12 protein-coding genes are annotated in these 11,711 nt (G+C 73.3%); 6 read left to right on the top strand and 6 right to left on the bottom strand.

Annotated elements, in window-relative coordinates; genetic code table 11:
* Positions 1–37: 37 nt before the first annotated feature.
* Positions 38–712 carry a thioredoxin family protein gene (locus tag WME89_RS04340; RefSeq protein ID WP_438007995.1) on the bottom strand — a complete coding sequence of 225 codons (675 nt, stop codon included), beginning with the start codon at positions 710–712 and terminating at the stop codon, positions 38–40.
* A 77-nt stretch (positions 713–789) separates the two neighbouring features.
* On the opposite strand from WME89_RS04340, the gene WME89_RS04335 reads away from it, so the two are divergent.
* Positions 790–2,001, top strand: coding sequence for a chorismate-binding protein (locus WME89_RS04335; protein ID WP_438007994.1), 1,212 nt, complete (start codon positions 790–792; stop codon positions 1,999–2,001).
* A gap of 118 nt (positions 2,002–2,119) precedes the next feature.
* Here the strand turns inward: WME89_RS04335 and WME89_RS04330 are convergent, their stop codons facing one another.
* The 4 genes from WME89_RS04330 to WME89_RS04315 all read right to left on the bottom strand — a co-directional run bounded on the left by WME89_RS04330 (position 2,120) and on the right by WME89_RS04315 (position 6,290).
* Entirely contained in the window at positions 2,120–3,580 is a 1,461-nt protein-coding gene (locus WME89_RS04330; protein ID WP_438007993.1) for a protein kinase domain-containing protein, read from the bottom strand.
* A gap of 156 nt (positions 3,581–3,736) precedes the next feature.
* Positions 3,737–4,894 carry an AgmX/PglI C-terminal domain-containing protein gene (locus WME89_RS04325; protein WP_438007992.1) on the bottom strand — a complete coding sequence of 386 codons (1,158 nt, stop codon included), beginning with the start codon at positions 4,892–4,894 and terminating at the stop codon, positions 3,737–3,739.
* Entirely contained in the window at positions 4,866–5,837 is a 972-nt protein-coding gene (locus WME89_RS04320) for a DnaJ C-terminal domain-containing protein (RefSeq protein WP_438007991.1), read from the bottom strand. Before WME89_RS04320 ends, WME89_RS04325 begins: the two co-directional genes overlap by 29 nt.
* 150 nt (positions 5,838–5,987) lie before the next feature.
* On the bottom strand, positions 5,988–6,290 hold the full coding sequence (locus WME89_RS04315; RefSeq protein ID WP_438007990.1) for a hypothetical protein: 303 nt from the start codon (positions 6,288–6,290) through the stop codon (positions 5,988–5,990).
* A 62-nt stretch (positions 6,291–6,352) separates the two neighbouring features.
* On the opposite strand from WME89_RS04315, the gene WME89_RS04310 reads away from it, so the two are divergent.
* The 5 genes from WME89_RS04310 (at position 6,353) to WME89_RS04290 (ending at position 11,138) form a co-directional block, all read left to right on the top strand.
* Positions 6,353–7,141 carry a rhomboid family intramembrane serine protease gene (locus WME89_RS04310; RefSeq protein ID WP_438007989.1) on the top strand — a complete coding sequence of 263 codons (789 nt, stop codon included), beginning with the start codon at positions 6,353–6,355 and terminating at the stop codon, positions 7,139–7,141.
* Positions 7,142–7,277: 136 nt separating this feature from the next.
* Positions 7,278–7,832 (top strand): hypothetical protein, encoded by a 555-nt coding sequence (locus tag WME89_RS04305; protein ID WP_437653875.1) that lies wholly within the window; start codon positions 7,278–7,280, stop codon positions 7,830–7,832.
* Complete coding sequence (locus tag WME89_RS04300) at positions 7,822–8,781, top strand: MlaE family ABC transporter permease (RefSeq protein WP_438007988.1); 960 nt, start codon at positions 7,822–7,824, stop codon at positions 8,779–8,781. The genes WME89_RS04305 and WME89_RS04300 overlap by 11 nt, the downstream gene beginning before the upstream one ends.
* A gap of 27 nt (positions 8,782–8,808) precedes the next feature.
* Positions 8,809–9,255 (top strand): hypothetical protein, encoded by a 447-nt coding sequence (locus WME89_RS04295; protein ID WP_438007987.1) that lies wholly within the window; start codon positions 8,809–8,811, stop codon positions 9,253–9,255.
* Between the two features lie 188 nt (positions 9,256–9,443).
* Entirely contained in the window at positions 9,444–11,138 is a 1,695-nt protein-coding gene (locus WME89_RS04290) for a phytoene desaturase family protein (protein ID WP_438007986.1), read from the top strand.
* Positions 11,139–11,156: 18 nt separating this feature from the next.
* Here WME89_RS04290 and WME89_RS04285 read toward each other — a convergent pair whose 3' ends face one another.
* Complete coding sequence (locus tag WME89_RS04285; protein ID WP_437508988.1) at positions 11,157–11,573, bottom strand: YkgJ family cysteine cluster protein; 417 nt, start codon at positions 11,571–11,573, stop codon at positions 11,157–11,159.
* Positions 11,574–11,711: the final 138 nt, after the last annotated feature.

Here is an 11,711-nt window from a genome sequence, read left to right as displayed (position 1 = left end):
GCTGTCTCCCGCGCGCGGGAGAGACGCCCCGCCCGGTTCAGCGCCGCGCGGCGCGCTCGATCGCCGCGTCGAGCTTGTCGATCGCGAGGCCCGCGATCGCGTCCACCTGCGCGCCGCTGGTGTCATAGACGATCACGTAAGGCAGCTTCGAGACCTGCTTCAGGTAGCGCCGGGCGAGCGGGGTCTCCCAGTCGACGATGTCGAGCTTGCGGTAGGCGACGTCCTGCCGGACATCGAGCACCTTGGCCATGTGCGCGTCGAGCTTGCGGCACGGCATGCACCAGCTCGCCGCGAAGTCGATGACCGTGACCTTCCCCCGGACGACCTGAGCGCCGAGATCCGGGATGTCGGCGCCGCCGTCCGCGATCGTGCGGGCGTCCGCCCCCTCGGGGTACGTCGCCCAGCCGAGGTACTCGCCCTTGCCGCCGCCGAGCACCGCCTCGAACCCCTCGCCGGCGGCGAGCTGCTTGACCGTCCCGGTGACATCGAACGACGGCGACGCGGTGACGGCGAGCTCGGCGCGGCGCCTGTCGAACGCGGCCGAGTAGACGCCGGGGCGCTCGCGGAGATCCGCGACGAGCTCGGCGCCGCACTCCTCGCAGTCGATCTTCCGCAGGGAGACGACCGTGGTGCGCGCGCCCTCCGGAGCAGGGTCGACGCCGCCGCAGGCGGCCAGACAGAGGAGCGATGAGAGAGCGAGCGCGCTTCGCATCGTGAGGTGCCAGGAACATTGCCCTCCTTCGCCGGACGGCGCAACGTCGTGTAGGCTGGGCCGCGATGAGCTCCCTCGTGACTCGCACCCTCCCGGCCGATCACATCACGCCGGTCCGCGCCTACGCCGCGCTCCGCGCCCAGTCGCCTGGCCGTTCGTCGTTCATGTTCGAGTCCGCCGTCTCCGGCGACCGCTGGGGCCGCCACGCGATCCTCGGGTACCGGGCGCGCTCCGAGACCTTGCTCCCGAGCGGGCACGACCCGTTCGCGACGCTGGCGGAGGAGCTCGGGCAGCCAGGGGCGCCGGACGCATCGGGCGATCTCGCGGCCCGCATCTGCCAGTCGTGGGTCGGCTTCCTCTCCTACGATACGGTGCACCAGCTCATGGGCATCGAGCCGTGGCCCGAGGAGACGTACCTCGGGCGCGTGATGAAGGAGGCGACCGTCGTCGTGTTCGACAGCGCGGCGCAGACGATGACCATCGCCGGCCGGTCACAGGGCGCCGTGAACCGCTGCGCCTGGGAGCTGGCGCACGGGCCGGAGCAGCAGAGCCTGCCCGCGCTCGATCCGGACGCCGTGCCGGAGCACCTCGAGACGCCGGTGACGGACGAGGACTACGCCGCGAAGGTGGCCGCCGCGCGCGAGCGCATCGCGGCCGGCGAGGCGCAGGAGGTCGTGCTCGCCCGCAGGTTCCGGGCCCCGCTCCGGGGCGCGGATCCGTTCGACGTGTACCGCGCGCTGCGGCTGCTCGCGCCGTCGACGCACCACTACTTCCTCGACTTCGCGGAGTCGCCGTTCGCGCCGGGGCTCACGATCGCGGGCGCGTCGGGGGAGACGCTCGTGCGCATCGAACGGGAGCCGTCGGCCGGGCAGCGCGTGGCCGACGTGTCGCACGCGTCACCCGTCGCCGCGCTGCGCGCCGCCTTCTCGGGCGGCAGCGCGATCGGCGCGCCCGCTGCGCGCGCGAGCGCCATCAGCCGCGCGCTCGAGGTGGGCCCGCGGTGGGTCTACGGCGGCGCGATCGGGTACTTCGGGCTGGAGGGCGCGGAGATCGCGCGCGCGCTCGGCGCCGTGTGGATCGACTCGGGGTACTTCGAGCTGATGACCGGCGCGCGCGTCGGGGACGGGAGCGAGCCCCGCGCCGAGGCCGCTCGGACGCGCCGCGATGCGCGCGGGCCGCTGTCGGCGATCCGCGCGGCGCAGGACGCACGCAAGGCGCACGACCTCGCCGAGGAGAAGAGGGCCGCAGCCGAGAAGGCCGCCGAGGACGGCGCGGTCCGAGACGCGTAGCGCGTCGCCGCGGTGCGCGGCCGTCCCTGGTGTCGCGCGCGGCCGATGCGCGGGCGCTCGCCGCGGCCGATGCGCGGGCGCTCGCCGCGGCCGATGCGCGGGCGCTCGCCGCGGCCGCTCAGTCGCTGACCAGGCTGTGGCGCACGCGACCGCTCGTGGCGGCCGGCGCTGCAGGGGAGCCGTGCCGAGCCGGACGAGGCAGCGCGGAGGTCGGCGGCGCCAGCACCGCCGCACGGGCGCTGCGCTGGGGTGACGCGAGGGGCGCGCGCCGCGAGGAAGCGGAGGTGGAGGCGACGGGCGCAGGGTGCGGCGCCTCGACTCCGACGGCGCCAAGAGACGCCGCGAGCACGGCCGCCCTGGCGCCGGTCGCGGCCGTCATCGCCAGCGTCGGGCGCTCCAGACGCGAGGTCGTCGCGAGCGTCGCCACGCCGAGCACCGCGAGGACGCCGGCCGGGATCAACCACCGCCCGCGCGCGGGCGGCGCGTCGCTCCCGCGCGGCACATCGGAGCTCTCCGCGCTGAGCTGGGTGTCCGGGGCCGTCCTGCGGACAGCGATCGGCGTCGCGAGCGCAGACTCAGGCCCCGCGGGAGCGCCAGCGGCCTCCGCCTTCGATCGCGCGAGCGCCGCGGCGAGCGCTCGCCCCGTCGCCACCCCGGGGACACGCGCCGGCGCGGGCGGACGCAGCAGACCGGAAGACGGAGGCGGCGCGAGCTCCGCGACGCGGACGAACGAGTCGACCATCTCCTCCACCGACCGGAAACGCCGGGCTCGGTCGCGCGAGAACGCCTTCTCGAAGAAGCCGTCGAGCGCGGACGGAAGCCGCGGCACGAGCTGCGTCGCCGAGGGGGCCGGCGCGAGCAGGATCTTCGAGGCGACGACGCTGGCGATGTCGCCTGGAAACGGGAGGTGGCCGGTCACCGCGCGGAACAGGACGGCGGCCAGCGACCAGAGATCGGTCTGCGCATCGAGGGTCCGTTCCGACCTGATCTGCTCCGGGCTGAGGTAGTGGAGCGGGCTCGCGCTCACCTCTTCCGCCACCTCGCCCACGAGCCGCGGCGCGATCGGCCTCGAGAGCGCGAAGTCGAGCACCTTCACGATCTCCTCGCCGCCTTCCTGCGCGAGGAAGAGGCTCTCCGGCCGGAGGCTCTGGTGGAGGAAGCCCGCGGCGTGGGCGCGCTGCAGCGCGTCCCCGGCGTGCACGGCGATGCGCGCGGCCTCCTCGAGCGAGAGGCGGCTGCGCCGGAGCAGGCGCGCCGCGAGATCCTCGCCGGAGAGCAGCTCCATCGCCAGGTAGAGCGCGCCGTCCTCGATGCCGTGGTCGTGCACGCGCACGACGTGCCGCGACGCGAGCCCGGCGGCAGCGCGGACGCAGCGCTCGATCCGGAGAAGGTCCCCCGTGGCGCCAGCCTGGTCGGGGGAGAAGAGCTTGAGGGCGACGCGCGCGGCCAGCTGACGATCGCGCCGGTCGCGCGCGACCCAGACCGAGCCTCGGTCGCGCCCGACCCGCGCGCCAGGACGCACGAGCTGCCGCTCCAGCAGATATTTCCCCCCAACGATGGTGCCCGGTGAGATGTCCATTTACCTGAGCCTCCTCCCCCACTGAAAAGTTGCACATAGACTCCAATGCGCAATTTCTCGCGGCACAGTTCGCTTGCGCGGCCGCCTTGGCCGTGCATGCGCTGTGAGCGTTCGCACCGGGGGGAGCGCGCCGGGAGGGGCGCGCGCGCGGACGGGCTAGCGATCCGGGCGCGGCAGGTCGGGCGAAAGACGGAGCGGCATCACAAATCGCAGGTCGCCGCCCGCAGGCGCCGGGAACGTCATCGCGCGCGCGCGCCGGAGCACGCAGCGGGTGAGCCGTTCGTCCGGGAAGCGCGACTCGACCTCGAAGGCCTCGTCGACGGCGCCGCTGTCCGTCACATGAAAGCGGATCGCGAGGCGGCCCCAGAGCTCCGGCGCGCCCGCGAGGGCCGCTTCGTAGCAGCTGCGCCACGCGGGCAGGGCCTCGGCCGCCGCGGCCGAGATCGCCTCGGGCTCGAGATCGCCCGGGCCGGGAGCGAGGACGGACGGCGGAGGCTCGACCGGATCGTCGCCCGGGTAGACCTGCAGCGTGGCCACCACCGTGGAGCCCGCCTTGGCCCTGGGCAGCGAGAGCGATCTCGCGCGCTCGGCGAGGCACGAGACGACGTCCGGCGCGGAGAGCGTGGACGCCGTCGCGCGCGCGCCCGTCACCTTGCCCGCGCGGCTCACCGTGAGCCGCACGGTGGTCTCGCCGTGCAGCGACGGATCCCGGTACGCGCGCAGCCGGTAGCACGAGTACACGTGGATCCAGAGCTGCCGCCGGGCGATGCGCTCCACCTCGCGCGCCTTGAGCGGTCCCTTGACCTTGACGATGTCCACGATGATCCGCGGCAGCGGGTGCCCCTCGGCCGCGGGCGGCGGCGCCGGAGGATCTCCCCTGCCCCCGGCGTTCCAGCGGTCCCGCTCCGCAGCCTCGGCCTGGCCGCGGGGCACGGGATGCTGGCCGAGCTTGTAGGGCGGCTCGATCTCGATCGAGGGCCGCAAGCTGGCGTCGCTCGCGCTGCTCGCGCTGCTCGCGCTGCTCGCGCCGCCCTCGGCGGTCGCGGCGGGTGGGGGCGCGGCGGTCGCGGCCGGCGCGGCCGGCGCGGCGGGCGCGACCGGGGCGGCCGGCTCGCGCGCACCGAGCGAGGCGACGGCGGGCGCGGGCGCGGCCGCCCGGACGGGCGCAGCCTGGACGGCGGGCGGCGCGGGGGGCCCGGAAGCGCGCGGCGCCGCGGCGGTGCACGCGGTGAGCGCGACGGCCGCCGCGACGATCGCGAACGACCGCGGTGAGGCCGGCTCGCGCTCAGAACCTGAGATCGCCGCGCGGCGCATCCACCTTGCCGTCGAGCAGATCGATCGCCTGCGCCACCTCGGGGTCGTCGACGGTCGGGACGTGCACGAGGAACTTCACGTAGAGATCCCCCGGCTCCTTGCCCTTGCGGGCGATGCCCTTGCCGCGCAGCCGGATCACCTGGCCGGTCTGGGTGCGCGCCGGGATCTTCAGCGTCACCTCGCCGTCGGGCGTGGGGATGCGGATCTTCTCACCCCGGTACGCCTCGCCGAGGGTGACGGGCACGTCGAGGTGGAGATCGTCCCCCTCGCGCTTGAAGAACGGGTGCGGCGTGACGTGGATGTTGAGCAGCAGATCGCCCGCCTCGCCGCCGCCCACGCCCGGGCTGCCCTGACCGCGGATGCGCAGGCGGCTCCCCTCGGCGGCGCCAGGGGGGACACGCACCGTCACGGGCTCCGGCTCGTCGGCGCGCTGGAGCTGGAGCGTCGTGCCCCGCACCGCCGACACGAAATCGATGGTGAGGTCCTGCTCGACATCGCCGCCGCGGCTGCGCATCGGCTGGCCGCGGCGGCCCGCGCCGCCGCCGCCGCCGCGCGCGCGACCGAAGAGGTCGCCGAGGATGTCGCTGAAGTCGCCGCCGCCGCCGGCGGCGTTGCCGAAGATCTCCTGCACGTCGAAGTTGGCCGGGCCGCCGCGGCCCCCGCCCGCAGCGCGGGCGTTCGCGTAGCGACGGTAGGCGCGCGCGCGCTCGGGATCGAAGTTCTGCGAGAGGCTCTCCTCGCCGAACTCGTCGTAGAGCGCGCGCTTCGTCTTGTCGCTCAGCACCTCGTGGGCCTGGTTGATCTCCTTGAACTTCTGCTCGTTGGCCTTCCCGGGGCTCTTGTCCGGGTGATACTTCATCGCGAGCTTGCGGAACGCCTTCTTGATGGCGTCCTCGTCCGCATCGCGCGAGACGCCGAGCACGGAGTAGAGATCACGAGCCATGGTCGTCCGTCATCGTTCTGGGCTGCGAGAGATGCAAGGGATGCTGGCCGCTGACGGCCCGCATCGTGCCGAAACCTAGATCTCCCAGCCGTTTTCGTCCACTGGTGCAGTGGCCGGCGGCGGCCGGGCAGCGCGTCGCGGCAGGGCGCCTCAAACGCTCACCCGGAATGTCGTACCGGTAGGACAGCCGGCAACCTCGATGCGGTCGCTCGCGAGCTCCCGCCGGAGGGCGTCGCCGCGCGCGCGGCCCTGCGCGGCGAGCCGCTCCCGGAGCGCCGGCGCGGCGCCCTCGCCGGACGGGCCGGGGAGCGCGGCGAGCCGGGCGAGGGGCGCGCCGAGGCGACGCGCGCGGCGCTCGGGCTCGACCACGCCGACGACGAGGCCATCGGGGCGCCGCAGGACGAGCGGGGCGAGCTTCCGGTTCAGCGTGCCGTGCAGGCGCAGCTCGGACATCGCCCCGGGTCTATCAAGGCAGGCGGATGCTGTCACGGCCCCGCGTGCTTAAGTAAAACGCGATGCTGCCCGTCCGTGACCAACTGCCCACCCGCAAGGTGCCGGTCGTCAACTACCTGCTGATCGCGCTGAACCTCCTCGGCTTCTTCTGGATGCGGTCGATGATCTCGGCCGGGCTGCCGCCCGAGCGGCTGCTCGGCGCGTGGGGCCTCGTCCCGCTGCAGCTCCTCCGGGAGCCGGTCGACGCGTGGTGGACGGTCTTCAGCAGCATGTTCATGCACGATCCGACGGGGTGGGCGCACCTCGGGGGGAACATGCTGTTCCTCTGGATCTTCGGCGACAACGTCGAGGACGCGCTGGGCAGCCTCCGCTACGCGGCGTTCTATGTGCTGTCCGGCGTCGCGGCCGCGGGCGCGCAGATCTTGATCGACCCCGGCTCGACGATCCCGATGGTGGGCGCCTCGGGCGCGATCTCGGGCGTGCTGGCCGCGTACGCGTCGCTCTACCCGCGCTCGCCGATCACGGTGCTGAACCCGATCTTCCTCCTGTGGTTCATCTTCGGCCTGTTCCTGGAGCTCCCGGCGTGGCTGGTCATCCTCGAGTACTTCGTGGTGAACCTGCTGAACGGGCTCGGCTCGATCGGCGTGCGCAGCGGCGGCGTCGCGTTCTTCGCGCACCTCGGGGGGTTCGTCGCCGGGCTCTTCCTCGTGCGCCTCTTCATGGTGGGGCGCTCCCCGCGCCAGCACGAGCGCTGGCAACACTGGCGAGCGACGCCCCGGCGCTCGTCGGCCGGCCCGCGCCGCGCCGCGCCGTGGGACCCGCCGCGACGGCGAGATCCCTGGGGCTGGTAAGGGGCGCGCGGACGCGCCGCGCGGTGGGCGCCGGACGGCGCGACGGCGCGCGGGCAGGCGGCGAACCTCGATGGAATGGCCAGGGCGCTCGTGGTTCGCCCATGATGCAAAAGCGTGATAGCGTCGGCCCGCAGCGATGCGACGACCCCTCCGAAGGCGCCCCACCGCCGCCGGTTCTGCGACCGCGACAGCGGCCCGCCGAGCCTGGCTCCTCGCGCTCGCGCTCGCCGGCTGCGGAGGTCCGTCGTTCGACGGGACCGTCTACCGCGGCCAGGACGTGGCGTTCCGCGTGCCCGCGGCGCCGGCGAGCTGGCGGCAGATCTCGGTGTCCGACGCCGCCGTGGCGTACCGCGACGACGCGAACGGGGCGACCATCGCCCTGAACGGTCGCTGCCGGAACGAGGAGGACGTCCCGCTCATCTCGCTGACCAACCACCTCTTCCTGCACTTCACCGAGCGCGAGGTGCTGAAGCAAGAGGTCGTCCCGTTCGACGGCCGCGAGGCGATGCACACCGTCCTCTCGGCGAAGCTCGACGGGGTGCCGAAGGTGTTCGACATCTGGGTGCTCAAGAAGAACGGCTGCGTATACGACATGCTCCTCATTGCAGATCCCGCCCGCTACGCCGCCGGCGAACCTGCGTTCACGCGGATGGTCCGCGGCTTCTCGACCCTGCCGGCCGATGACCACTGAGCCCAAACGGACGCCCCAACGGACCACGGAGGCGCCGCCGTCCTCCTCGACCGGCCAGGGCCCGAGCAGCCTCGCCCCGAACAGCCTGGCACCGAACAGCCTCGCCCCGAACAGCCTGGCACCGAACAGCCTGGCACCGAACAGCCTGGCACCTCCGCCGCTCCCTCCCCTGCTGGCCAAGATCAACGACACGGCCGTCGGGTTCGTCGAGCACCTCGGGCAGTTCGGGCGGATGACCTGGGGGGCGGTCAGGGCCCTGTTCGAGCGGCCGCTCGAGATCCGCTCGACCATCTACCAGATGGAGTCGCTCGGCGTGCGCTCGGCCGCCATCGCGTCCGTGACGGCGCTGTTCGTCGGGATGGTCATGGCGGTGCAGTTCGCCATCGGCCTGCAGAAGTTCGGCGGCATGGAGTACACGGGCCGCATCATCGGCCTGTCGTTCTCGCGCGAGCTCGCGCCGACGCTGACCGCGGTCATCGTCGGCGGCCGCATCGGCGCCGGCATCGCGGCCGAGGTCGGGTCGATGGCCGTGACCGAGCAGATCGACGCGATCCGCGCCCTCGGCGCCAACCCGGTGAAGAAGCTCGTCCTGCCCCGGCTGCTCGCGAGCATCGTGGTGATGCCGGTGCTCGGCGCGATGGCGCTCGTGCTGGGCTTCGGCGGGGCGATGCTGATCTGCGCGACCGAGTTCGGCATCCCCGCCGGCTTCTTCCTGAGGACGGCGCTCAGCTCCGTCACGTTCATGGATTACTTCAGCGGGATGTACAAGACGCCCTTCTTCGGGGCGATCATCGCGCTCGTCGGGTGCCACTTCGGCCTGATCACGCGGGGTGGAACGGAGGGCGTCGGCCACGCGACCACGCGCACCGTCGTGGTGACGTCGATCACCATCCTGATCGCCGACTTCTTCCTGACGAAGATGGCCATCATGTTCTTCCCGAGCCGGTGATCTCGGCCGGTCCGGAAGGCGCCCCCCATGCCGCCGCCGACGTCACATCGCCGACTGGCCCTCTTTCTGACGACCGCGGCGGCCGCGCTCCTCTGCGGGGCCGCGGCGTGCCAGGGCGAGGCGGGGAGCCAGGGCGCTGACGCGCGGAAGGGCGACGCGGGCGCCGCGCTCGCGGCCGAGGGCACGCCGGCGCCGCGACGCCCGACGCGGTACTACCACCTGCGGCGGACGGACGACGGCTGCGAGCTGTTCTGGATCGACGGGGACCTCGTCTCGGCATCCCAGACGGTCACGTGCCCGCCCGACCTCCAGGTGGGCGAGCGCCTCCGACTGACGGGCAAGACGTGCATGCGCGAGTCGGCGCAGACGCCCGCGCGCGCCGTGCCCGTCGTGTGCCCGCTGCCGCTCACGAACATGGAGAAGGCAGACAGGGCGCCGCCCGACGCCGGAGCGCCGCCAGACGGCGGTACCTGAGGCGAGGGCACGGGCCAGCGGCCTCACGGCGACGTCGGGCCCGGCGCGCGCTCCGTGCCGCCTCGCCGCCCGGCTGCGTCAACCTGGAGAAGGAGCAGAGAGGGCGCCGCGCGACGACGGCGGGTGTGCGCGCGGGCAGGCGCGCAGCCGAGCTCCTCCTCGGAGCATCAGAGTCCGAGGGGGGACACATGAGGGACGCGGACACCGTCGTCATCGGATCGGGGCCCGGGGGGCTGACCGCCGCGCTCGCGCTCGCGCGTGCGGGGCAGAAGGTGACCGTCGTCGAGCAACACTACCTCCCCGGGGGGTGGACCCACAGCTTCTCGCTGAATGGATACCTGTTCAGCCCGGGGGTGCACTACATCGGCGAGCTCGGGCCCGGCGGCGCGGTGAGGCGGCTCTACGAGGGGCTCGGCCTCTCGGGAGATCTCGAGTTCTGCGAGCTCAACCCGGACGGCCTCGATCACCTGATCGTCGGCGACGAGCGGTTCGACGTGCCGAAGGGCTTCGAGCGGCTGCTCGCCCGGCTCACGGCGCGGTTCCCGCACGAGGCCGCGGGGATCGCGCGGTACTTCCGCGTCATCCGCGGGCTGAGCGACGACCTCGCGCGCCTCGACACGATGCTCGAGTTCCCGAAGGTGCTGCTCCTGCCGTTCAAGGCGCCGAGCCTCGCGCGCTGGGGGCTTTGCACCCAGGAAGACCTGCTGGACTCGACCATCCGCGATCCGCTGCTGCGCGCGTTCCTGGCCGCGCAGGGGGGGGACCACGGCCTCGCGCCGTCGCGCGTGGCGCTGCCGATCCACGCGAGCATCCTTTGCCACTACCTCGAGGGCGGGTACTACCCGCGCGGCGGCGCCAAGCGCATCCCGCTCGCGATGACCAGGGCGCTGCGGCGGCTCGGAGGGCAGGTCCGGATGCGCGCGCGGGCGAGGCGGATCCTCGTCGAGCGCGGGCGGGCGGCCGGGGTCGAGCTGGAAGGCGGCGAGATCCTGAGGGCGGCGAACGTCATCTCGAACGCGGACCCGGCGATCACCTACGGCGAGCTGCTCCCGCCGGAGCTGACCGCCCGCGAGCGCCGCAAGATCCGGCGCACGGAGTACTCGACCAGCCTGCTCAGCGTGTTCTGCGCCGTGGACATGGACCTCCGGTCGATGGGCTACGATTCAGGCAACTACTGGTGGTACCGCGGGAAGGACGTGGGCCGCATCTACGAGCGCATGGAGTACCAGCTGCCGCGCGGCGAGGTGGACGGCCTGTTCCTGACCATCACGACGCTGAAGGACCCGGGTCACAGGACCCGGGGCGATCACCACACGATCGAGATGTTCACGTTCGTGCCGCACGCCCCGTTCGCGCGCTGGAAGGAGACCCGCACGGGCGAGCGAGGGGCAGACTACGAGGAGCTCAAGGAGTCGCTCGGAGATCAGGTGATCGCCGCGGCCGAGCACATCATCCCCGGCATCTCCCGCGCGCTCGCGTTTCGCGCGGTGGCGACGCCGCTGACCAACGACTTCTACTGCGCGTCGTACCGGGGCGCCGCCTACGGCACGGCCAAGACGCCGTGGCAGCTCGGCCCGCTGTCGTTCAGCATCGGGACGAGGATCCCGGGGCTGTACCAGTGCGGCGCGAGCACGCTGAGCCACGGGGTGGCCGGCGCCTCGGTCTCGGGGCTGATGGCGGCGCAGCGGATCGTGGGCGCGGCGCGCGTGGAGGACCTGCTCGGCCCGGCGGACGGCTCGCTGCGGGTCTACCCGGCCGACCGGCCGGAGGCGTGGCTGCACCAGCGGACCAGGACGGACAGCGCGGCGCCTGCCGGCGTGAACGACGCGACCGACGTGGAGGAGGCAACGGACGTGGACGACGAGCTCAACGAGCCGGGGTGAGGCGCCGCGCCGGAGGAGCTAGCCCGCCGGGGTCCGCGAGCGAAACGTGATCTGCACGAGCGGCATGACGTTGGGGTCGTCCTGCGTCTCCCGCTCGAACTGCAGCATGTCGTAGTAGCCGCACCGCGGCCTGCCGGGGTAGTCGCGGCAGACCTCGGGCCGCGCCTCGTAGATGGTGCAGCCGCGGGTCGTGAGATCGAGGAAGCGGCAGACGCGGCCGAGCAGCGGATCGGACTGCCGGCGGAGGATGCGCTCCTCGTTGTAACGCTTGGTGAAGCGCTGCGCGGCGGCCTCGACCGTGAGGCCGAAATGGCGGGCGAGCCGCCGCAGGTCGCGCGGCGTCACCTCGACCCGCTCGTAGATGGAGCAGCAGTAGGCCGGGCACTTCGAGCAGTCGTAGGAGACGCGGCGCTTGGCCTTGAGGGTCGTGGTCATGGCTCGTGAGGAATGTGCAGCCGATGCTGGATGCGAGCGGCGGCGCGCTGGCCTGCGGGCGGCGGAGCATACGCGGCCGAGCGAGCCCCCGCGACGGCGAAGTGCTCGCGACGACGCGCCCTCAACATAGCGCGAAGG

This window comes from Sorangium sp. So ce321 (genome assembly GCF_051530195.1).
Classification (GTDB): Bacteria; Myxococcota_A; Polyangia; order Polyangiales; family Polyangiaceae; genus Sorangium.
This window is presented reverse-complemented; position numbering and strand designations above follow the sequence as displayed.

What these genes read in the sequence shown, in the direction of transcription:
- WME89_RS04320 (WP_438007991.1), bottom strand. Translation starts at nt 5,837, where the DNA reads ATGGCTCGTGATCTCTACTCCGTGCTCGGCGTCTCGCGCGATGCGGAC.
- WME89_RS04285 (WP_437508988.1), bottom strand. Translation starts at nt 11,573, where the DNA reads ATGACCACGACCCTCAAGGCCAAGCGCCGCGTCTCCTACGACTGCTCG.
- WME89_RS04295 (WP_438007987.1), top strand. Translation starts at nt 8,809, where the DNA reads ATGCCGCCGCCGACGTCACATCGCCGACTGGCCCTCTTTCTGACGACC.
- WME89_RS04315 (WP_438007990.1), bottom strand. Translation starts at nt 6,290, where the DNA reads ATGTCCGAGCTGCGCCTGCACGGCACGCTGAACCGGAAGCTCGCCCCG.
- WME89_RS04330 (WP_438007993.1), bottom strand. Translation starts at nt 3,580, where the DNA reads ATGGACATCTCACCGGGCACCATCGTTGGGGGGAAATATCTGCTGGAG.
- WME89_RS04305 (WP_437653875.1), top strand. Translation starts at nt 7,278, where the DNA reads ATGCGACGACCCCTCCGAAGGCGCCCCACCGCCGCCGGTTCTGCGACC.
- WME89_RS04290 (WP_438007986.1), top strand. Translation starts at nt 9,444, where the DNA reads ATGAGGGACGCGGACACCGTCGTCATCGGATCGGGGCCCGGGGGGCTG.
- WME89_RS04325 (WP_438007992.1), bottom strand. Translation starts at nt 4,894, where the DNA reads ATGCGCCGCGCGGCGATCTCAGGTTCTGAGCGCGAGCCGGCCTCACCG.
- WME89_RS04310 (WP_438007989.1), top strand. Translation starts at nt 6,353, where the DNA reads ATGCTGCCCGTCCGTGACCAACTGCCCACCCGCAAGGTGCCGGTCGTC.
- WME89_RS04300 (WP_438007988.1), top strand. Translation starts at nt 7,822, where the DNA reads ATGACCACTGAGCCCAAACGGACGCCCCAACGGACCACGGAGGCGCCG.
- WME89_RS04340 (WP_438007995.1), bottom strand. Translation starts at nt 712, where the DNA reads ATGCGAAGCGCGCTCGCTCTCTCATCGCTCCTCTGTCTGGCCGCCTGC.